Source organism: Cupriavidus necator N-1 (genome assembly GCF_000219215.1).
Lineage (GTDB): Bacteria > Pseudomonadota > Gammaproteobacteria > Burkholderiales > Burkholderiaceae > Cupriavidus > Cupriavidus necator.
Genome location: NC_015726.1, coordinates 632,979 through 652,473, shown reverse-complemented (window position 1 = coordinate 652,473; position 19,495 = coordinate 632,979). Strand labels below are relative to the sequence as shown.

General features: G+C 67.2%; 19 protein-coding genes and 1 pseudogene. 12 read left to right on the top strand and 8 right to left on the bottom strand.

Translation table 11 applies throughout. From position 1 onward, the window contains the following. Positions 1–246: 246 nt before the first annotated feature. Complete coding sequence (locus tag CNE_RS03145) at positions 247–726, top strand: GNAT family N-acetyltransferase (RefSeq protein WP_013955692.1); 480 nt, start codon at positions 247–249, stop codon at positions 724–726. A 65-nt stretch (positions 727–791) separates the two neighbouring features. On the opposite strand, the gene CNE_RS03140 is transcribed toward CNE_RS03145, so the two are convergent. The 3 genes from CNE_RS03140 to xseA form a co-directional block, all read right to left on the bottom strand. Continuing rightward, entirely contained in the window at positions 792–2,168 is a 1,377-nt protein-coding gene (locus CNE_RS03140) for an alginate export family protein (protein WP_238553031.1), read from the bottom strand. Positions 2,169–2,457: 289 nt separating this feature from the next. Next, the gene (sodB, locus tag CNE_RS03135) at positions 2,458–3,039 is read right to left on the bottom strand and encodes a superoxide dismutase [Fe] (RefSeq protein WP_013955690.1); all 582 of its coding nucleotides are present in this window, start codon (positions 3,037–3,039) and stop codon (positions 2,458–2,460) included. Positions 3,040–3,250: 211 nt separating this feature from the next. After that, a complete protein-coding gene (gene xseA, locus CNE_RS03130) occupies positions 3,251–4,636 on the bottom strand; it encodes an exodeoxyribonuclease VII large subunit (RefSeq protein WP_193351040.1) in 1,386 nt (461 codons plus the stop codon). 1,062 nt (positions 4,637–5,698) lie between these two features. Between xseA and CNE_RS03125 the strand changes: the two genes are divergently transcribed. From CNE_RS03125 to CNE_RS03095, 7 genes are all read left to right on the top strand, one after another. Continuing rightward, complete coding sequence (locus CNE_RS03125) at positions 5,699–6,319, top strand: MotA/TolQ/ExbB proton channel family protein (protein WP_041228296.1); 621 nt, start codon at positions 5,699–5,701, stop codon at positions 6,317–6,319. Between the two features lie 21 nt (positions 6,320–6,340). Then, a complete protein-coding gene (locus CNE_RS03120; protein ID WP_013955686.1) occupies positions 6,341–6,772 on the top strand; it encodes an ExbD/TolR family protein in 432 nt (143 codons plus the stop codon). 150 nt (positions 6,773–6,922) lie between these two features. Further along, positions 6,923–8,026: a tetraacyldisaccharide 4'-kinase gene (lpxK, locus tag CNE_RS03115; RefSeq protein WP_013955685.1), complete on the top strand. Its 1,104-nt coding sequence runs from the start codon at positions 6,923–6,925 to the stop codon at positions 8,024–8,026. Next, on the top strand, positions 8,007–8,213 hold the full coding sequence (locus tag CNE_RS03110) for a Trm112 family protein (protein ID WP_013955684.1): 207 nt from the start codon (positions 8,007–8,009) through the stop codon (positions 8,211–8,213). Before lpxK ends, CNE_RS03110 begins: the two co-directional genes overlap by 20 nt. Positions 8,214–8,222: 9 nt before the next feature. Continuing rightward, positions 8,223–9,032, top strand: a complete 810-nt coding sequence (gene kdsB, locus CNE_RS03105) for a 3-deoxy-manno-octulosonate cytidylyltransferase (protein ID WP_013955683.1) — start codon at positions 8,223–8,225, stop codon at positions 9,030–9,032. 382 nt (positions 9,033–9,414) lie between these two features. After that, entirely contained in the window at positions 9,415–10,080 is a 666-nt protein-coding gene (gene adk / locus CNE_RS03100) for an adenylate kinase (protein WP_013955682.1), read from the top strand. Between the two features lie 180 nt (positions 10,081–10,260). Continuing rightward, the gene (locus tag CNE_RS03095) at positions 10,261–11,019 is read left to right on the top strand and encodes a 3-hydroxyacyl-CoA dehydrogenase (protein WP_013955681.1); all 759 of its coding nucleotides are present in this window, start codon (positions 10,261–10,263) and stop codon (positions 11,017–11,019) included. A gap of 18 nt (positions 11,020–11,037) precedes the next feature. On the opposite strand, the gene CNE_RS03090 is transcribed toward CNE_RS03095, so the two are convergent. Further along, complete coding sequence (locus tag CNE_RS03090; protein WP_013955680.1) at positions 11,038–11,850, bottom strand: MmyB family transcriptional regulator; 813 nt, start codon at positions 11,848–11,850, stop codon at positions 11,038–11,040. A gap of 152 nt (positions 11,851–12,002) precedes the next feature. On the opposite strand from CNE_RS03090, the gene CNE_RS03085 reads away from it, so the two are divergent. Next, positions 12,003–12,782: a class I SAM-dependent methyltransferase gene (locus CNE_RS03085; protein WP_013955679.1), complete on the top strand. Its 780-nt coding sequence runs from the start codon at positions 12,003–12,005 to the stop codon at positions 12,780–12,782. A gap of 28 nt (positions 12,783–12,810) precedes the next feature. Further along, positions 12,811–13,182 (top strand): annotated as a pseudogene (locus CNE_RS39045) (RNA-guided endonuclease InsQ/TnpB family protein); the annotation flags it as partial. Positions 13,183–13,243: 61 nt separating this feature from the next. On the opposite strand, the gene CNE_RS03080 reads toward CNE_RS39045, so the two are convergent. Next, a complete protein-coding gene (locus CNE_RS03080; protein WP_013955677.1) occupies positions 13,244–14,161 on the bottom strand; it encodes a LysR family transcriptional regulator in 918 nt (305 codons plus the stop codon). Positions 14,162–14,264: 103 nt separating this feature from the next. Between CNE_RS03080 and CNE_RS03075 the strand changes: the two genes are divergently transcribed. After that, positions 14,265–15,290: a bile acid:sodium symporter family protein gene (locus CNE_RS03075; protein ID WP_013955676.1), complete on the top strand. Its 1,026-nt coding sequence runs from the start codon at positions 14,265–14,267 to the stop codon at positions 15,288–15,290. 57 nt (positions 15,291–15,347) lie between these two features. Here the strand turns inward: CNE_RS03075 and CNE_RS03070 are convergent, their stop codons facing one another. Together CNE_RS03070 and tsaE are read right to left on the bottom strand one after the other, a co-directional pair. Continuing rightward, a complete protein-coding gene (locus CNE_RS03070; RefSeq protein ID WP_013955675.1) occupies positions 15,348–16,850 on the bottom strand; it encodes an N-acetylmuramoyl-L-alanine amidase in 1,503 nt (500 codons plus the stop codon). Further along, positions 16,844–17,356 carry a tRNA (adenosine(37)-N6)-threonylcarbamoyltransferase complex ATPase subunit type 1 TsaE gene (gene tsaE / locus CNE_RS03065; RefSeq protein WP_013955673.1) on the bottom strand — a complete coding sequence of 171 codons (513 nt, stop codon included), beginning with the start codon at positions 17,354–17,356 and terminating at the stop codon, positions 16,844–16,846. Before tsaE ends, CNE_RS03070 begins: the two co-directional genes overlap by 7 nt. Before the next feature lie 16 nt (positions 17,357–17,372). Between tsaE and queG the strand changes: the two genes are divergently transcribed. Beyond that, the gene (queG, locus tag CNE_RS03060) at positions 17,373–18,584 is read left to right on the top strand and encodes a tRNA epoxyqueuosine(34) reductase QueG (RefSeq protein WP_041227760.1); all 1,212 of its coding nucleotides are present in this window, start codon (positions 17,373–17,375) and stop codon (positions 18,582–18,584) included. On the opposite strand, the gene CNE_RS03055 is transcribed toward queG, so the two are convergent. Then, on the bottom strand, positions 18,577–19,470 hold the full coding sequence (locus CNE_RS03055) for an AEC family transporter (protein WP_010812244.1): 894 nt from the start codon (positions 19,468–19,470) through the stop codon (positions 18,577–18,579). The two genes, queG and CNE_RS03055, sit on opposite strands and share 8 nt — an antisense overlap. Positions 19,471–19,495: the final 25 nt, after the last annotated feature.

The following is a 19,495-nucleotide window of genomic DNA, read 5'->3' as shown; positions in this document are numbered from 1 at the left end:
CGCCATCGATCTTCCATCGTGGATGGCATGCGAGGGTGGCTTTCCGAGGGATACTGCTCCACCCGACTGACGCCATCCGCACTGGTTCGTCCTCGAGTCGGTGGGTGCCTTGCAACCGGAAAATCAAGGACAATCTCGAAACGCGCCTTCTGCTGCTGCGGCGGCGCCTGGATGAACGAAATCTGCCGGTCAGGCTGATCCATGCGGGCCGTGGCCAGGTCAGTCGAACTCCCGAAAAGGAAAATGATGCAAGCGATCGATCCAGCCGCTGAACCGGTGAAGATCCGTGCCGTCGAGCCGGACGACTTCCCTGCGTGGAAAGTCCTCTGGGACGGCTATAACGCATTCTACGGTCGGCACGGTGCCACTGCCTTGCCGGCGGAAATCACGCTCACGACCTGGTCACGCTTTTTCGACGCCTACGAGCCGATGTACGCGTTAGTTGCAGAGCAAGCGGGCGAGTTGATCGGGCTGGCGCATTTTCTGCTGCATCGAAGCACCATTCAACTCAGTCCGAACTGCTATTTGCAGGACCTCTTCACTGCCGAGGAAGCAAGGGGAAAAGGCGTCGCGCGTCGACTCATAGATCAGGTCTATGCACGTGCCAAAGCACTGGGCGTGGCAAGGGTGTACTGGCAGACCCACGAAACGAACACCACCGCCATGCGCCTTTACGACACCGTCGCTGAGAAGTCCGGATTCGTGGTGTACCGCAAGCAGCTTTGAACCGCGGCTGATGGAAATCAGGGATTGCGGTGCATGCATTCATGCGCCGCATGGCGCCCGCCGCATCAGAACGTATAGCCGAGTGCCAGGTAGAGAAAGCGCGTGTTGTGTCCGCCAACGGCCTTCAGCGTCCGGCTCTCGTCCACGTACACGGCGCCGCCATTGACCAGCACATGCCGGCTCGCCTGCCACGCAACATCCACGGAGAGCTGGCTGCTGCTGTACTGGCCGGAGCGGCCCGCGGTGCCGGGAACCGGGATGCCCGCCGAGGTGTAGACCGCGTCGTGCGTGGTTGCCCGCCAGATGAAGTCACAGGCGAAGGTCAGCTTGATGCCGTCCGAGGGAATCAGCGTCAGCGACGGCTGGATATCCAGCACGTTGGAAGCGCCGATCAGGCCGGCCTGGTTGAAGTAGGCCAGCTTCGGAAACAAGCCGTTGTAGGTGCCGATGGTGCCGTCGTGCGGATTGCGGTCACCGCTGCCCATGGTCGCCTTGATGCCTGCGCGCGGGTGCCAGGCCGACGCCGCAAAGGTGTACCCGGTATCGGTCGAAAAGCCCCATGCGCGGATCTGTTGCGAGGCCAGGCTGCCGAACTGGAACAGCGCCTCCCAGTCCCAGTCCCAGCGGCCCTGACGGCCGAACAGACGGCCCCCGAGCGAATGCCGCCGCTCCGCGCCGCTGCCATCGCTGAACAGCGCGCGGTCATTCTCGAAACCGAGGTAGTAGAGATCGGCGGAGGTTGTCGGCAGGAAAGCCGCCGGCATCGTCGCATAGACGCCCCAAAAGCCCTGCGCCTGATTGGGCCGGTCGTCGAAGCTGCCGTCCTTGAGCAGCACCGGACGCGTGGTGAAGGCATCCACCCGTGCGCCGCCCAGGCTTGAGCCAAGCCTCAGTCCGTCGAAGGCGCGCCGCACATTGGGGGCATCGCGGATCGAAACCAGGCGCTGCGCGCCGAACGCCATCTCCTGCCGGCCCACGCGCACCAGCAGCGGGTCCTGCGCGGGCGCCGGGAGCGGCACGCGCAGGTCGACGAATGCCTGCTGCACATCGAGCTGGTCGACATAGGGCGGCGTGGTGACGTCCTTGCCCATGGCCAGCTGGTTGCCCAGCTGCACGAACGCGCGCAGGGATTCGCCGGCATGCAGGTCGGCGTGCAGCAGCGCCCGGTGCATCAGGTAGCCATCGCCACGCGGACCCGGCACGGCGAAATTGCTGGCCGAGTAGTCCTCAAAGCGCTCGCGGATCTCTCCGCCGAGGCTCAGGAACCAGCCAGGACTGCCGAGCGGCACATACTTGACCGGGCCCCAGAAATCCGTGCGCATGGCCGGATCGCGCAGGTAGCGATAGTCCTCGTCATAGCGCAACAGCTTGAACGGGGGCGGCACGCCCGGCGGGGACGGCAGCGGCTGCGCGCTCGCACCGCCGACGGCGGTGACCAGCAAGAGCGTGACAGCCAGAGCAGCCCACGGACGGCGCGCGCGACAGGCACCGGCGTGGCTGCAAGGGGAACATGCCTTCCATCGGGCCATCGGGCACCTGGCTGTGGGAAACGGCCGGCCTGCGAAGTGCACGATGACACGGAGCGCGCGCGGGCGCACCGGAAGCTGGTGGCCGGATACGGACAAATATGGACGATCCCGCAGGCAGATTCAAACCCAATCCCGCCCCGTGCGCGCCCAAAAACAAAAAAGGGCCAGATGGCCCCTTCTTGCTGCAAGGATGATCCGCGGATCAGCCAGCGAAGTTCTTGCCGGCGAAGTCCCAGTTCACGACATTCCAGAATGCCTCGACGTACTTCGGGCGGGCATTGCGGTAGTCGATGTAGTAGGCGTGTTCCCACACGTCGCAGGTCAGCAGCGCCTTGGCGTCGGTGGTCAGCGGGGTGGCGGCGTTGGAGGTCGAGACCAGGTCCAGCGAGCCGTCGGTCTTCTTGACCAGCCAGGCCCAGCCCGAACCGAAGGTGCCCACGGCGGTCTTGGTGAACTCTTCCTTGAACTTGTCGAACGAGCCCCACTTGGCGTTGATGGCATCAGCCAGCGCGCCGGTCGGCTGGCCGCCGCCGTTGGGCTTCATCGAGTCCCAGTAGAAGGTGTGGTTCCACACCTGGGCAGCGTTGTTGAAGATGCCGCCCGACGACTTCTTGACGATCTCTTCCAGGGTCGAGTTCTCGAACTCGGTGCCCTTGATGAGGTTGTTCAGGTTGGTGACGTAGGTCTGGTGGTGCTTGTCATGATGGAACTCCAGCGTCTCCTTGGAGATGTGCGGAGCCAGGGCATCATGCGCGTACGGGAGCGGGGGGAGCTTGTGTTCCATTGTTCTGTCTCTGTGGGTTGGGGTTGTGGGTCCGGAATTGCCGATTGTAGGGGACTTGCAAGACCCGCGCAAACCGCGGGACAAAGCCCCCTGCTCCGATGTTAGTTTGTCCGGGCAGGGGTTTCCGGGGGGATTTCGGCCCGGCTTCCCGGAACGCTTCGGGCCCGCCGCGGCATCGCGAATGGGAGGCGTTCCCGGGCCGCGCAGGCGCTCAGAAATCCGGCAGCTTGGCCTGCACGCCGGCAATCGCCAGGTCGGCCACGCCCTCGGCCAGGTGCGCTTCGAGCACGCTGCCGGCGCGGATCTCGGCGGGCGAGCGCAGCGCGCGTCCGCGCTGGTCCAGCAGCACCGCATAGCCGCGTTCCAGCGTACGCTGCGGCGCCAGCAGCTCCAGCGCGCCGGCGCTGCGCGCCAGGCGCTGGCCGGCGCGCTCGTGCTGGCGTGCGGCGGCGGCCTGCAGGCGTTGCCACAGGCGGGCCACGTCGGCATGAGCGGCGCTGGCATCGGGGCGGCACGCGCTCCAGCGCATCGCCAGCAATTGGTGGCGGTGGCGCTGCGACACCACCGTGTCGCGCAATGCCGACCGCAAATGTCGGGCCAGATTGTCGACGCGCGCGCGCCGCTCCTGCAGTTGCGCCTGCGGGCTGCGCACGCGCCGCGCCAGCCAGTCCAGGTGCTGCGCGCGCAGGTCCAGCCCGCGCCGCATGCACTGCGTGAGCGCGTCGCGCGCACGCATCGCCTGCGCCAGCAGGTGCGCGCGATCCGGGCTGACCAGCTCGGCCGCGCCGGTCGGCGTGGGCGCACGCACGTCGGCGACAAAGTCGGCGATGGTGAAGTCGGTTTCGTGGCCCACGCCGGAGATGACCGGCAGCACGCAGCGCGCAATCGCCTGCGCCACCACCTCTTCGTTGAACGACCACAGGTCTTCGATGCTGCCCCCGCCGCGGCAAAGGATCAGCACGTCGCACTCGCGCCGCGCGCTGGCCGCATCGAGCATGTCGGCGATCTTCTGCGCCGCGCCAGCGCCCTGCACCGGTACCGGATAGACCACCACCGGCACATGCGGCGCACGCCGGCGCAAGGTGGTCAGCACATCGCGCAGTGCCGCCGCCTGCAGCGAGGTGACCACGCCGATGGTGCGCGGATGCGCCGGCACCGGGCGCTTGCGCTCCGGCGCGAACAGCCCCGCCTGCGCCAGCTTTTCCTTCAGGCGCAGGAAGGCTTCGTACAGGTTGCCCAGCCCCGCCCGGCGCATGGCCTCTACGCCCAGCTGCACCTCGCCGCGCGCCTCATACATGGTGACCACGGCGCGCACCTCCACCGCCTCGCCCTCGCGCGGCTGGAAGTCGACATGCTGGTTGCGCCCGCGGAACATCACGCAGCGGATCTGCGCGCGTGCATCCTTGAGCGAGAAATACCAGTGCCCACTGGCGGCGCGCGTGAAATTGGAAATCTCGCCGCGCACCCAGGCCAGCGGAAAACTGCGTTCCAGCAGCCTGGCGATGGTGTGGTTCAGCTCACCGACAGGAATGACGTCGCGGCCGCTGCGCGGCGCGGTGGAGGAAGGGTCACGCGAAAGGTTCGGCAAGTCTGGCATGGCGCACTGATGGCAAGCGGCGTGAATGGGACATGTCCACAGCATAACCGCTATGTCAAGGGGGTAGCATTGATGCCGGCGCCCTGCCCCGAAAGGCGCATGGGTTCGTCCAACCCTTTGATTCTTATGAGTTTTACGAGCAAAACAAAAATTAGGCAATATAACCAATTCTCTTTTGCATCAATCACTTACATAGCCCCTGGCAGGCTTGTTCACAAAGTTATCCACAGCTTCTCTGGATAAAAGGCGTCGTAACCCACACTTTTCTGGCATAAGTGGCCCAAAAACCACTTTCTGCCCGATGGAAAGCGGCCGACCCGGCGCGTGGCGTATCAGAGCGCCGCGGGCCGTCCGGGGCGCAGCGTCCATGCTGCATTTGCACAAATTCTGGGCAGGACGATGGGAGGCCATATAAATCAATGGGTTAACCTGCTTCTCCCGGATTTGTCCACAGGCCGTCCACAATGCTCTCCCTGCGGAATGTGGAAAAACCCGGTTTCTGCCCTGCCTGACGCCACATCGGCCGCGGGCCGCACGGATACACCCGTTTGCCTGTTTTTTGAGCAGCCGATGGTGCCACCTTATAAATCAAAGACTTAGGTGACCTCTCAGGCAGCTTTCCACAAGCGCTCCACAATCCTGTCCCGGCGCTGTGTGGAAAGCCGCACAGGAATGCGTGCCAGCACACCGACGCGCCCGGCCAGCTTGTGGAAAGCGGTGCCTGGCGGCGTGCACCATGCACCGCAGGGCCTGCGTGAGGCTTTTGCACAAAATTTAAGCAGTGATGTTTTTGCCCTTAAAGATCAATGTGTTAGCACGCTTGTCAGGTAGCTTTCCACAATCGATCCACAACACTGTCCCGCTTTGCTGTGGAAATGGGCGATGCGTGGCCGAGACAGCGTCGGGTGCCGTCTTGCCGTGCGACAGGGCGCAGGTTAGAGTGGCGCCTGATTTTTCAGAGCAATGCCGGAGCGCGCGCCGCCAGCGGCCAGACGCGCATCAAGGCATGCCGTCCAGGTGGTTTGGGGTTTTGTTATTCGGTTGTCGATCCCGGGGGTCCAATTGTTTTCCATCATTCAAGCGGCCGGCTGGCCGATCTGGCCGCTGTTGCTCGCCTCGGTCATCGCGCTGGCGCTGATCGTCGAACGTTTTCTCACTCTCAAGCGCAGCAAGGTCCTGCCCGCCAGGCTCTATGAAGAGGCGCTGGCGGCCGCGCAGCAACGCCGCGCGACGCCGGAAGTCGTCAACACGATTGAGCAGAACTCGCCGCTGGGCCGGGTGCTGGCCGCCGGGCTGCGCCACGTGGTGCTGCAGCCGCATACCTCGCGCGATGCCGCCAAAGACGTGGTCGAGGAAGCCGGCCGCGTGGTCGCGCATGAGCTGGAGCGCTACCTGAACGCGCTCGGCACGATCGCCTCGGTGGCGCCGCTGATGGGCCTGCTGGGCACGGTGATCGGCATGATCGAGATCTTCGGCAGCCAGGGCGGCACCGGCGCCAGCCCTGAACAACTGGCGCACGGCATCTCGGTGGCGCTGTACAACACTGCCTTCGGCCTGATCGTGGCAATCCCGGCGCTGATCTTCTGGCGCTACTTCCGCCGCCGCGTGGATGACTACGTGGCCGAGCTGGAATTTCGCGCCACGTCGTTCCTCGACGCGATCCTGCCGCAACGCCGCGCCTGATCGCCGAACAGAACGAACGCCATGCAATTCCGTTCCCGTCAGCGGCGCGAAGAGCCGGAGATCAACCTGATCCCGCTGATCGACGTGCTGCTCGTGATCCTGATCTTCCTGATGATCACGACCACCTACTCGCGCTTTACCGAGCTGCAGATCCAGCTGCCCACCGCCGACGCCGAGCGCGCCCAGCAGCGGCCGCGGGAGATCGTGGTGTCGGTGTCATCGCGCGGGGTCTACTCCGTCAACAAGCAGGTGATGGAGCAGAAGGACGTCACCAGCCTGGCCGACCAGCTGCGCGCCGCCTCGGGCACCGGTGCCGGCGGCCAGCCGCCGGTGGTGATCGTCAATGCCGACGCGCAGGCCAGCCACCAGGCCGTGATCAACGTGATGGAGGCCGCGCGGCTGGCCGGGCTGTCGCGCCTGACCTTCGCCACGCAGAGCGCACAGCCGCGCTGACTCCGGGCGCCCTGGCGCATGCGGCCGACGGGCTTGCCGCATGCGCTGTGCAATGCCCATAATGGTTGAGCCACCCGCGCCCCCAGGGGGCGAAGCCGCGGGCGCACTACAATCCCATCCCAACCACCGACTCCACCGCCCGCCGCGCCCATGCCCGTTCCCCGACATGCCCTTGCCGACTTCGTGACCGCCCAGTGGCAACGCCGCGGCTGGTTCGCGTGGGTGATGCTGCCGTTCTCGCTGCTGTTCGGGCTGATCGCGCGGGTGCGCCGCTATGGCTACCAGCGTGGCTGGTTCAAGTCGACGCGCCTGCCGATGCCGGTGGTGGTGGTCGGCAACGTGACCGTGGGCGGCACCGGCAAGACGCCGGCGGTGATCGCGCTGGCACAAGCGCTGACCGAGGCGGGGCTGCGCCCCGGCGTGGTGTCGCGCGGCTACGGCGTGGAACTCAAGCACCCGCGCCGCGTGAAGCCGACCTCGAAGGCGTCCGACGTAGGCGATGAGCCGCTCCTGATCGCGCGCGCCACCGACGTGCCGGTCTGGGTCTTCCCCGACCGGGCGCTGTGCGCGCAGACCATGCTGGTATCGCACCCGGGCGTCAATGTGCTGCTGCTCGACGACGGCCTGCAGCACTACAAGCTGCAGCGCGACTTCGAGATCGTGATGTTCGACTCACGCATGGGCGGCAACGGCCTGCTGCTGCCGGCCGGCCCGCTGCGCGAGCCGCTTTCGCGCCCGCGCGACGCCACGCTGATCAACGACCCCACCTTCCGCGCCACGCCCGACCGCCCCGGCGTGTACGGCATGCGGCTGGAGCTGGACGACGCCTGGCAGCTGGCAGATCCCACCATGGCCCGGCCGGTCAGCGCCTTCACCGGCCGGCGCGTGCTGGCCGCCGCCGGCATCGGCAACCCCGAACGCTTCTTCGCCAGCCTGCGTGGCGCTGGGCTGTCGCCGAAGACACTGCCGCTGCCCGACCACTATGACTTTGTCGCCGACCCGTTCGTCGACAATGCCGATGCGCTCGACGCCGACGTGATCCTGATCACCGAGAAGGATGCCGTAAAATGCGAGCGCTTCGACGACCCGCGCATCTGGGTCGTCCCCACCAGGCCCGTGATCGATACCGGCCTGATCGAAAAAATCCGCCGCGCCGTGCTGGCGCAAGTCAAACCCGCGCCGACCGCGCCGGCAACCACGCCGGGCGCCGCAGGGCGCAACGAGGAACACCGAGATGGACAACCGGCTGCTTGAAATCCTGGTCTGCCCGCTGTGCAAGGGCAAGCTGGAATACGACCGCGCCGCGCAGGAGCTGATCTGCCACGCCGACAAGCTGGCGTACCCGATCCGCGACGGCATCCCCGTGATGCTGGCCGACGAGGCCCGCCAGTCGGTGCCGGGCCGCGTGGTCAACCCGGACGCCCCTGCCGCCGGCAACTGAGCGCGCGCCATGACCGTCCCCGCGTTCACCGTCGTCATTCCCGCGCGGCTCGCCTCGACGCGCCTGCCTGACAAGCCCCTGGCCGATATCGGCGGGCGCCCGATGATCGTGCGCGTGGCCGAACGCGCGCATGCGTCGTCGGCGCGGCGCACCGTGGTCGCCACCGATGCGCCCGCGGTGGCGCAGGCCTGCGCCGCGCACGGCATCGAAGCCGTGCTGACCCGCGCCGACCACCCTTCCGGCACCGACCGCCTGTCCGAAGTGGCCGCCCAACTGGGCCTGGCCGACGACGCCATCGTGGTCAATGTGCAGGGCGACGAGCCGCTGATCGAACCGTCGCTGATCGACGAGGTGGCACTGCATCTGGCGCACCACGCCGACTGTGCCATCGCCACCGCGGCGCATCCGCTGCAGGACATCGCCGAAGTCTTCAACCCCAATGTGGTCAAGGTGGTGTGCGACGCCGCCGGCCGCGCACTGTATTTCTCGCGCGCGCCGATCCCGTGGGCGCGCGATGCCTGGTCGGGCGTGCCGGCCGTGCCCGCGGCGCTGGCCCAGGTGCCGCTGCCCGGCATGCCGGTGCTGCGCCATATCGGGCTGTACGCCTATCGGGCGGGCTTTTTGCGCCGCTTCCCGACGCTGGCGGTGGCGCCGCTGGAGCAGACCGAGGCGCTGGAGCAACTGCGCGCCATGTGGCATGGCGAGCGCATTGCGGTGCTGCAGACCAGCGCCGCGCCGGCCCCCGGCGTCGACACCCCGGCCGACCTGGAACGGGTGCGCGCACTGTGGGCGCAGTCGATGGCCCAGGAAGGGCCCTGACAAAACCGCCGGAAAATGACCCGCGCGGGCGCCTGCCCGTCCAGGTTCATACTGCTGCAACCTGAACCGGGGGGCGGATTTCGGGCCGATTTTGCGCCGCCTCATGGCATAATGCTTGCCGATACAGAGCCGCCCGGCCGGCATGCGCAAGTGTGCCGCCGGCCAAGGCTCGGTGGGGAGATAAAGATAGAGCCCGTCCGGTGTGCCGCGCCGCCATCCCCCTGGCAGCCGCCGCCGGCCGTACGCGTGGGTACGCCTGAGCAGTGCCCGCGCTGAACGCAGTCAGAACGCATCAGGACCGCAGTAAGTCCTGCGTCAAGTTACGGCGTTACCCTCCTTCTGATCTCCCGCCATACAGATTAAATACTCTGAGGACCCGTAAATGCGTTTGATCCTGTTGGGCGCGCCTGGCGCCGGCAAAGGCACGCAAGCCAAGTTCATCTGCGAGAAGTTCGGCATTCCGCAAATCTCCACGGGCGACATGCTGCGCGCCGCAGTGAAGGCCGGCACCCCCTTGGGGGTGGAAGCCAAGAAGGTCATGGACGCGGGCGGACTGGTGTCGGACGACATCATCATCGGCCTAGTGAAGGACCGTCTGAAGGAAGACGACTGCAAGAACGGCTACCTGTTCGACGGCTTCCCGCGCACCATTCCGCAGGCCGAGGCGATGAAGGAAGCGGGCGTGGCAATCGACTACGTGCTGGAAATCGACGTGCCGTTCGACGCCATCATCGAGCGTATGAGCGGCCGCCGCGTGCACGTGGCCTCGGGCCGCACCTACCACGTCAAGTACAACCCGCCCAAGACCGAGGGCGTGGACGACGAGACCGGCGAGGCGCTGATCCAGCGTGACGATGACAAGGAAGAGACGGTCAAGAAGCGTCTTGATGTCTATTCGCAGCAGACGCGTCCGCTGGTGGATTACTACTCGGACTGGGCTGTCAAGGGGGATGCTTCCGCCAAGGTGGCGCCGCCGAAGTACCGCAAGATCCTGGGCGTGGGCAATGTCGATGACATTACTGCGCGGGTGTTTGAGGCGCTGAAGTAATTCTTTCGCCTGCTCTGCCTGGTGTTGTGAAAGCGGCCTTTGGGCCGCTTTTGTTTTATGGGCGAATAGGTGGGGTGTGGCCCCCTTGCACATCCCCCACCACCCCGTAAAATACCGCCAATGAATTGACGTTTACGTAAACGGCAACAAAAAACCTCAATCCCAAGGAGACAACCCCAAATGCAAATCCAAGGCAACGTATTCATCGTCACCGGCGGCGCCTCAGGCCTGGGTGCAGGCACCGCCCGCATGCTGTCCGAAGCCGGCGCCAAGGTCGTGATCGCCGACCTGAACGAGGCCACCGGCCAGGCCCTGGCAACAGAACTGGGCGGCCAGTTTATCCGCTGCGACGTCACCTCCGAAGCCGACGGCCAGGCGGTGGTGGCCGCCGCCCAGGCACTGGGCCGGCTCTCGGGTATCGTCAACTGCGCCGGCATCGCCACCGCCAACAAGACCGTCGGCAAGAACGGCCCCCATCCGCTCGACGCCTTCGACAAGACCATCCGCATCAACCTGGTCGGCACCTTCAACATGATCCGCCTGGCCGCCGCGGCCATGGTGCAAAACACCCCCGACAGCGAAGGCGAGCGCGGCGTGATCATCAATACTGCGTCGGTGGCGGCCTTTGACGGCCAGATCGGGCAGGCCGCCTATGCCGCGTCCAAGGGCGGCGTGGTGGCAATGACGCTGGCGATCGCGCGCGACCTGTCGCGCGACGGCGTGCGCTGCATGACCATCGCCCCGGGCATCTTCGAAACGCCGATGCTGCTGGGCATGCCGCAGGAGGTGCAGGACGCGCTCGGCAAGATGGTGCCGTTCCCGCCGCGCCTTGGCCGCCCGGCGGAGTACGCCAAGCTGGCGCGCTCGATTATCGAGAACACCATGCTCAACGGCGAAGTGATCCGCCTGGACGGCGCGATCCGGATGCAGCCCAAGTAATGCCCAGGCACTGCCCGCTCAGCCGGGCAGCAGCATCACCAGCATCAAACCCGGCGCCGCCGCCGGCACCAGCGTCAGCTGCTCGAACTGCAGCGCGCCCAGCATCGGGTGGCGAAAGCCGCGGCGGCCGCCCTCGCGGTCTTCCACGTCCTGCGACAGCCAGGCATCGCGGAAGGCCGCGCTCTCTGCCATCAGCCCCTCGATCAACGCACGCGTCGGCACCTCGTCCGCATGGCGGATGCTGTGCGCACGGAATTCCGCCACCAGCCGTGCCGCGCGGTGCGGCCAGTCTTCCACCAGCGCCATCAGCCCCGGCGACAGGAACATCGCGCGCAGCAGGTTGCGCTCGGCGCCGGCGGCATCGAGCCAGCCGATAAACAGGTCCGCGGCGGCATCGTTCCAGGCCAGCGCGGTCCATTGCCGGTCGAGCAGGTAGGCCGGCCCGCCGATGGCATGCACGCTGGCCAGCACCACCGGCGGCACGGTTTCGTCCGGGGCCTGCTGCGGGTCGCGGCGGCCCGCCAGTTCGAACAGGTAGGCGCGCTCTGCGCGCGACAGCCGCAGCGCGGCAGCCAGGCTGGCGAGCGCACGTGCCGACAGCGATACCGGCCGCCCCTGCTCCAGCCACGTCACCCAGGTCGCGCTTAAGCCCGCCAGTTGCGCAACTTCCTCGCGGCGCAGGCCGGGGGTGCGGCGGCGCCGGCCCGGTGCGAGCCCGACATCGGCCGGCGCCAGCCGTTCGCGGTGCGCGCGCAGGAAAGCGCCCAGCACGGATTCACGCGACGATGGCGATGCAGACTGGGCAACAGGGGGATCGGCAGATAAAGGCATGACAGGCTGGTGTCGCTTATACCAGGATAAATCGGTAACTTGTACCGGGAAAACTGCCCGCCTACAGTATGCCGAACCCGCCTCGCGGGCAAGTCCCCTCCCCCACAAGAAGGCCGCCCACGACCTGGGCGTGGCCCAAGGAGCCCAGCACCATGCAACAGCAGGAACTCGTCGCCGCCCAGTTCGGCGCCACCGCCAGCGCCTACCTCACCAGCACCGTCCACGCCAGCGGCGCGGACCTGCAGCAACTGAAAGACGAACTGGCCGCGCTGATCCCCGCGGCCAACCGCCCGCGCAGCCGCGTGCTGGACCTGGGCTGCGGCGCCGGCCATGCCAGCTTTGCCGCGGCAGCGGTTGCGGGCGAAGTGACGGCTTACGACCTGTCGGCGGACATGCTGGCCGTGGTCGAGGCCGCAGCGCGCGAGCGCGGGCTGGCCAATATCCGCACGCGCCAGGGCGCGGCCGAGCAGCTGCCGTTCGACGATGCAAGCTTCTGCGCGGTGGTCTCGCGCATGAGTGCGCACCACTGGCGCGACGTGCCGGCGGCGCTGGCGGAGATCCGCCGGGTGCTCAGGCCCGGCGGCAAAGTGGTGCTGATCGATATTGCCGGTGCGCCGGACCCGCTGCGCGATACCTGGCTGCAATCGGTGGAACTGCTGCGCGATCCCTCGCATGTGCGCGATTACACGCCGGCGGGCTGGCGGGCGATGTTCGAGGCGGCGGGCTTTGGCGCCGATGGCATCGCCATATCGGACATCTGGCGCATCGGCATCGAGTTCGACAGCTGGGTCAGGCGCATGCGCACGGCACCGGTGGCCGTGGAGGCCATCCGCCACCTGTGGCAGATGGCGCCCGTGGAAGTTCGCGAGCACTATCGCGTGCAGGCCGACGGCAGCTTTGAACTGGAAGCGGTGATGGTCACCGCGCGTTGACCCGGTGCGCGGCAAGCCCCGTCTCTTCAGCGCCGAACAACCAGGAAAGCAGGTTCGGGCCAAGTCTGGCCTGAACAAGTCCATCCTCGATCAAGGCTGGTTCGAGTTTCGCCGCCAACTGGACTACAAGCTGGCGTGGAACGGCGGCTGGCTCATCGCTGTGCCACCGCAGAACACGAGCCGCACCTGTCCGTGCTGCGGCCATGTGTCGAAAGACAACCGGCAGACGCAAGCCCGGTTCGAGTGCGTGGGGTGTGGCTTCGAGGAAAACGCCGATGTGGTTGGCGCAATCAATGTTCTAAGGGCGGGACACGCCCGGTTCGCCTGTGAAGTGAGCGCTGCAGCAATGCCGCCAGCAGCAGGAACCCACCGAAGCGACTCAATACGGCTCGATGCCTGATTGAGCGCCGTAGGAATCCGCCGCCTTTAGGCGGGGCAGGATGTCAAAGAGTGTGACCGGGTCAGGCCGCGGCGCTCATCGCGGGCGCCTCGGCGCGCACGGTCAGGCGGCGCACCAGGTCCCATACCGCCGCCGCGGCCGGCGACAGTGAACGGTCCTCGCGCCGGACCATGACGATGCTGCGCTCCTCGCGCGGCACCAGCGGCCGCCACACCAGCGGCGACGCCGCCGGCAGCGGCAGCGAGAACGACGGCAGCACCGAGGCGCCGATGCCGGCCTCGACCATGCCGAACACGCTGGCCGAGTGGCCCAGTTCCTGCACCACCAGGGGCACCACGCCATGCCGGCCGAACACGCGGTCGATCAGCGGCCGGCTGCCGGAGGCAAAGTCCAGCAGCACCAGCTGCATCCCATGCAGTGCCGACCACGGCACCGAGGCCGACTGCGCCAGCGGATGGTCGCGCCGGCAGACAAAGCAGAACGGGTCGGTCGCCACCGGCTCTACCACCAGCCCGTCGCGCACCAGCGGATCGATCAGCACGCCAAAGTCCACGGCGCCGGCGCGCACCTGCTCCAGGCCGTCGGCCTGCACGTTGTCACGCACGATCAGGCGGATCTCAGGGTATTGGGCGGCGCAGGCGGCCACGTACAGCGGCATCAGTCGGGCCGAGATCGTCGGCGCACCGGCTATCACTACACGTCCGCGATAGCGTTCGCCGAGCTGGCGCGTCTCTTCCAGGGTGTCGTCGAGCTGCCCGAGCAGCCGCTCCAACGCCGGCGCTAGCGCGTGGCCGGCCTCGGTCAGCACCACCTCGCGCGTGGTGCGGTCGAGCAGGCGCACGCCAAGTGCCTCTTCCAGCTCAGCCACGCCGCGGCTGACCGCAGGCTGGGTCAGGCCGACCACATCGGCGGCCCGGCTGAAGCCGCCGGTATTGGCCACGGCCAGGAAGACGCGCAACTGGCGCAGTGTGTAATTCATGCAACGACCGGATAAATCGATTCTATAAATGAATTTGCATTCTAGACTTGGCTGACGTCCAATACTAGGCAAAACCCTAACATTGCAGGATCCACCAGCAGTCATGTCTCGTATTGTCCGCAAGCTCAAGAAACTCTATGACCTGATCGACGGCTTCGTTCTCGTCATGTTGACGGCCATCGCCATTGCGCTGGTCGCCCCTGAAATCGGCGCCGGCAACGGCCCGCTGCACCTGGGCGTGGTGACCAGCCTGGGCGTGGCGCTGGTGTTCTTCCTGCACGGCGCGGCGCTCTCGCGCGACAAGCTGGTGTCGGGCGCCAAGCACTGGCGCCTGCATGTCTTCGTGCAGACCTTCACCTACGTGGTGTTCCCGCTGGTGGGCGCGCTGCTGATGCTGTCGCTGCGCAATACGCTGCCGCCGGACCTGCTGCTGGGCGTGTTCTTCCTGTGCGCGCTGCCGTCGACGGTATCGTCGTCGGTGGCCATGACCTCGATGGCGCGCGGCAATGTGTCCGGCGCGATCTTCAACGCCACCATCTCGGGCCTGATCGGCATGCTGGTCACGCCGCTGCTGATGGGGCTGGTGATCAGCGCCAGCGGCGCCTCGATGCCGCTGGGCAAGGCGCTCACCGGCGTGGCGCTGCAACTGCTGCTGCCGTTCGCGCTGGGCCAGTTGCTGCGCCCGCTGATCGGCAACTGGCTGACAAAGAAGAAGAACATCACCAACAAGATCGACCGTGGCGTGATCGTGCTGATCGTCTATTCCTCATTCTGCGACGCCACCGCAAAGGGCCTGTGGCACCAGTACCAGTGGCAGACCATCGGCGCAGTGATGCTGATCGCCGCGGTGCTGCTGTTCGTGGTGCTGGGCTTTACCACGCTGACCGCGCGCCGCCTTGGCTTCTCTGTCGAGGACGAGATCACGGCAGTGTTCTGCGGCTCCAAGAAGAGCCTGGCCAACGGCATCCCGATGGCCAAGATCCTGTTTGCCGGCCATCCGGCGCTGGGCCTACTGGTGCTGCCACTGATGGTCTATCACCAGCTGCAGCTGATCGTGTGCTCGGTGATTGCATCGCGCTATGCCGACCGCGATGCCTTGCTGGAAGACCAGGCCGCCGCGCGCGCCTGAGGCAGGCAGCCATGAAAAAAACCGGGGCATGCCCCGGTTTCTTTGTGCCCGCCAGATTCACACGGACGGATTTTTCGACAGCGGTGGATTGCGCGCGAAGTAGGACCGGATCCCCTTCAGGATCGCATTGGCCAGCTGCTCCTGGTGTGCGTTGTCGTTGAGCTTGCGCTCTTCTTCCGGATTGCTGATGAAGGCCGTCTCGATCAGGATCGACGGAATATCCGGGGCCTTCAGCACCGCAAACCCGGCCTGCTCCACGCTGCCCTTGTGCAGCTTGTTGATGCCACCGATCTCGCCCAGCACGGCCTTGCCGACCTGCAGGCTGTCGTTGATCTGCGCGGTGGTGGACAGGTCCAGCAGCACGCGCGCGACCTGCGCATCCTTGTTGCCCATATTGGCGCCGCCGATCAGGTCGGCTGCGTTTTCCTTGTTGGCCAGCCAGCGTGCCGCGGTACTGGACGCACCGCGCTCGGACAGCGCGAACACTGACGCACCGCGCGCCTCGGGCGAGAGGAAGGCATCGGCGTGGATCGATACAAACAGGTCGGCCTGCACCCGGCGCGCCTTCTGCACGCGCACGTTCAGCGGCACGAAGAAGTCGGCGTCGCGCGTCATCATCGCGCGCATATTGGGCTGCGCATCGATCTTGGCGCGCAGGCGGTGCGCGATCTGCAGCACCACGTCCTTCTCGCGCGAGCCGGCGGCGCCGATCGCGCCGGGGTCTTCGCCGCCGTGGCCGGGATCGATCGCCACGGTCAGCAGGCGGCGCATCTTGAAGGGCCGTTCGGCGGTGGGATTGTCGCGTGCGACCGGCGGCACCACCGGGGCATTGGGGCTCGGCACCGGCGGTGCGGACGGCCTGGGCCGGGCCGAGGCCACCGGCGGCGGCAGCGGCGCGGTGGTGGGCGGCACCTCGCCCTTCTCGTCAAAGCGGCGCACCAGCGCGCCGATCGCGTCTTCCTCGGCACCAGCCGGCGCGCCGGCGATGCCATCGTTGCCCGGCGCCGGATCCGAGGTGGCGAAGCGGCGCTGCTTTTCCTCGGTGTCGCGCACCAGCTTCCACAGCGGATCGGGCGGATTGACCGGGTACAGGTCAAACACCAGCCGGTTGCGGTAGGTGCCGATCGGCGCCAGCGTGAACACCTGCGGCGCCACGTTTTCCTTCAGGTCGAACACCATGCGGACCACGCGCGGGCGGTTCTGGCCGACGCGCACGGTCTGGATATAGGGGTCGTTCGGGGTGATCTTGGCCACCAGCTCGCGCAGCGTGGGCGACAGGTCCAGGCCGTCGATGTCCACCACCAGCCGGTCGGGGTCGCGGATCATCTGGTGCACGGCGGCCAGCGGGGCATCGGATTCGATGGTGACGCGGGTGTAGTCCTCGGCCGGCCACACGCGCACCGCGACGATGCCGGCGCCAAACGCGATCTGCGGGCCGACCAGGGTCAGCACGGCCGTGCCCGCGCCCAGCTTCAGTGCCTGCGCCATCCATTTGCGGCGCGCCTGCAGCAGGCCGTCGGGTCCATCGGGGCGGTCAGTGGCAAGTCGCTTGATCAGCATGCGTTCAGCAGGGTAAGTCCAGTGTGAGTATAGGCGCGCATCGTCGCGATCCGCCGCTCGCCGGCGTCATCCGCCCCGGCCATGTCCGATTGGAGCAACATATGGAGATCCGGTTCCCCGAGCAGGCGGCCGGCCTTCTCCGGCCACTCGACCAGGTTGAAAGCCGGTTCGGCGAAGCAGTCGCGAAAACCCGCGTCGATCCACTCTTCGGGGTCGGCAAAGCGGTACAGGTCGAAGTGGTAGACGGTCAGCGGCGAGCCGTCGGCGCGGGCCACCTCGTAGGGCTCGCACAGCGTGTAGGTGGGGCTGCGGACCTTGCCCGCATGGCCGAGTGCGCGCAGGATCGCGCGCGTCAGCGTGGTCTTGCCGGCGCCCAGGTCGCCGGACAGCTGCACATGCACCGTGTGCGGCGGCATGGCCTGCACGGTGGCGGCCAGCGCGGCGCCCAGGCGCGCGGTGGCGGCTTCGTCGGGCAGCGTCAGGGTGCGTTCTTCGAGCAAGGGCATTGCGTACAATTCAGGGATGATCGACCGAGTCGCCCCAGGGCAGGCAGATGCGCCACCTACCCCCGTTTCCGGCACCCCCGGCCACCTGGCCGCGGGACCCGGGGAACTTGCGGCACTGGCCGCGTCGATCCGCACATGGGGCGCGGAACTGGGCTTTGCCTCCGTGCGCATCGCCGATGTCGACCTCAGTCATGCCGAGCCGGGGCTGATGGCGTGGCTGGCGCAGGGCTACCACGGCGACATGGATTATATGGCGAACCACGGCCTGCGGCGCGCCCGGCCGGCCGAACTGGTGCCCGGCACCGTGCGCGCGATCGTGGCGCGGATGCCTTACATTCCGGCCGCCGGCGCCCAGGCCGGCGCCACAGACTGGCGCCGCCACGAGCTGGCGCGGCTGGACGATCCGGCCACCGCGGTGGTGTCGCTGTATGCGCGCGGACGCGATTATCACAAGGTGCTGCGCAGCCGCCTGCAGCAACTGGCCAGCCGGATCGAAGCCGAAATCGGAAAATTCGGCTACCGCGTCTTTACCGATTCCGCACCCGTCATGGAAGTGGCGCTGGCCAGCCAGGGCGGGCTCGGCTGGCGCGGCAAGCATACGCTGCTGCTGGACCGCGACGGCGGCTCGATGTTCTTCCTGGGCGAGATCCTGGTCGACATCCCGCTGCCGGCCGACGCGCCCGAGTCCGGCCACTGCGGCAACTGCCACCGCTGCCTGGACATCTGCCCCACGCGTGCCATCCTGGCGCCGTACCGGCTGGATGCGCGCCGCTGCATCTCCTACCTGACCATCGAGCACAAGGGCCCGATCCCGGTGGAGTTCCGCGCGCCCATGGGCAACCGCGTCTATGGCTGCGACGACTGCCAGCTCGCCTGCCCGTGGAACAAGTTCGCGCATGTGGCCATGGTGCCGGACTTCGACGTGCGCAACGGGTTGGACGCGCCAGACATGGTGGCGCTGTTCCAGTGGACCGAAGCGGAATTCAACCAGCGGCTCGAAGGCAGCCCGATCCGCCGCATCGGCCATGAGCGCTGGCTGCGCAACCTGGCGGTGGGGCTGGGCAACAGCCTGCGCGCGGCGCGGTCGGGCACGCGCGCCGAAGATGCTGCCCTGGCCGCGCGCATCCGCGCAGCGCTGCTGGAGCGGCGCGAGAGCGCCACGCCGCTGGTGCGCGAGCATATCGACTGGGCCCTTGCCCAGGACGGCCCGCCGCCAGGCGCTAGCTGACCAGCGCCAGCCACAGCGGCGTGGTCACGATCGCCGCCACCGTCATCAGCGAAATCGTCGCTGCCACCATCGGCCCGTTACCGCCCATGCGCACCGCCAGGATATAGGCGCTGGAGGCCGTGGGCAGCGAGGCATACAGCACCACGATCTGGTACTGCAGCGCGGTCAGCGGCAGGTGACGCCCCACCAGCCAGGCCACGCACGGCATCGCCAGCAGCTTGACCCCGGTCCACCAGGCCACCGGCCCCGCAGTGCCGGTGGCGCCGCTCATCTGCAGCCCGGCGCCCACCGTCATCAGCCCCAGCGCGGTCGAGGCCGAGCCCAGTCGGTTCAGTGTCATGCCCAGCACCTCGGGCGCATGCAGCCCCATCAGGTTGGTGAGCAGGCCGCCGGCGGTGGCCAGGATCAGCGGGTTGCGCGCCAGCTCCTTCCACAGCGCGGTCTGGCCGTGCCGCGCCAGCGCCCACACCGCCGCCACGTTGCACAGCGGCACCGTGCAGCCGACGATCACCGCCATCAGCGCCAGCCCCTCGGAGCCGCCCAGGCGCGATGCCAGCGCCAGCCCGATATAGGAATTGAAGCGGAACGCGGTCTGCAGGCCCGAGGCAAAGCTCAGCGCGTCCGGGCGCAACACCCATTTAACGGCGTAGCCGCCGGCCATGCCGGTGGCCATCACCAGCAGCGCCAGCCCCAGCATGGCCGAGGTCGAGGAGAAATCCAGCACCGCGGTATTGGTCGACTGCAGCAGCAGCGCCGGGAACAGCACGAAGTAGACCAGGCGCTCCACGCCGCCCCAGAAGGCACGGTCGAACGGGGTATAGCGCACCAGCAGCCAGCCGATGAGGATCAGGCTGAAGTCCGGGACCAGCAGGAGAGCAGAAGACATTTATCGTTGTTGTAGTGGCGGTGGC

Coding starts and splice junctions, on each gene's coding strand:
- CNE_RS03120 (WP_013955686.1), top strand. CDS start 6,341: ATGCAATTCCGTTCCCGTCAGCGGCGCGAAGAGCCGGAGATCAACCTG.
- CNE_RS03090 (WP_013955680.1), bottom strand. CDS start 11,850: ATGCCTTTATCTGCCGATCCCCCTGTTGCCCAGTCTGCATCGCCATCG.
- CNE_RS03075 (WP_013955676.1), top strand. CDS start 14,265: ATGTCTCGTATTGTCCGCAAGCTCAAGAAACTCTATGACCTGATCGAC.
- sodB (WP_013955690.1), bottom strand. CDS start 3,039: ATGGAACACAAGCTCCCCCCGCTCCCGTACGCGCATGATGCCCTGGCT.
- CNE_RS03145 (WP_013955692.1), top strand. CDS start 247: ATGCAAGCGATCGATCCAGCCGCTGAACCGGTGAAGATCCGTGCCGTC.
- CNE_RS03055 (WP_010812244.1), bottom strand. CDS start 19,470: ATGTCTTCTGCTCTCCTGCTGGTCCCGGACTTCAGCCTGATCCTCATC.
- CNE_RS03085 (WP_013955679.1), top strand. CDS start 12,003: ATGCAACAGCAGGAACTCGTCGCCGCCCAGTTCGGCGCCACCGCCAGC.
- CNE_RS03070 (WP_013955675.1), bottom strand. CDS start 16,850: ATGCTGATCAAGCGACTTGCCACTGACCGCCCCGATGGACCCGACGGC.
- tsaE (WP_013955673.1), bottom strand. CDS start 17,356: ATGCCCTTGCTCGAAGAACGCACCCTGACGCTGCCCGACGAAGCCGCC.
- queG (WP_041227760.1), top strand. CDS start 17,373: ATGATCGACCGAGTCGCCCCAGGGCAGGCAGATGCGCCACCTACCCCC.
- kdsB (WP_013955683.1), top strand. CDS start 8,223: ATGACCGTCCCCGCGTTCACCGTCGTCATTCCCGCGCGGCTCGCCTCG.
- xseA (WP_193351040.1), bottom strand. CDS start 4,636: ATGCCAGACTTGCCGAACCTTTCGCGTGACCCTTCCTCCACCGCGCCG.
- CNE_RS03110 (WP_013955684.1), top strand. CDS start 8,007: ATGGACAACCGGCTGCTTGAAATCCTGGTCTGCCCGCTGTGCAAGGGC.
- lpxK (WP_013955685.1), top strand. CDS start 6,923: ATGCCCGTTCCCCGACATGCCCTTGCCGACTTCGTGACCGCCCAGTGG.
- CNE_RS03080 (WP_013955677.1), bottom strand. CDS start 14,161: ATGAATTACACACTGCGCCAGTTGCGCGTCTTCCTGGCCGTGGCCAAT.
- adk (WP_013955682.1), top strand. CDS start 9,415: ATGCGTTTGATCCTGTTGGGCGCGCCTGGCGCCGGCAAAGGCACGCAA.
- CNE_RS03095 (WP_013955681.1), top strand. CDS start 10,261: ATGCAAATCCAAGGCAACGTATTCATCGTCACCGGCGGCGCCTCAGGC.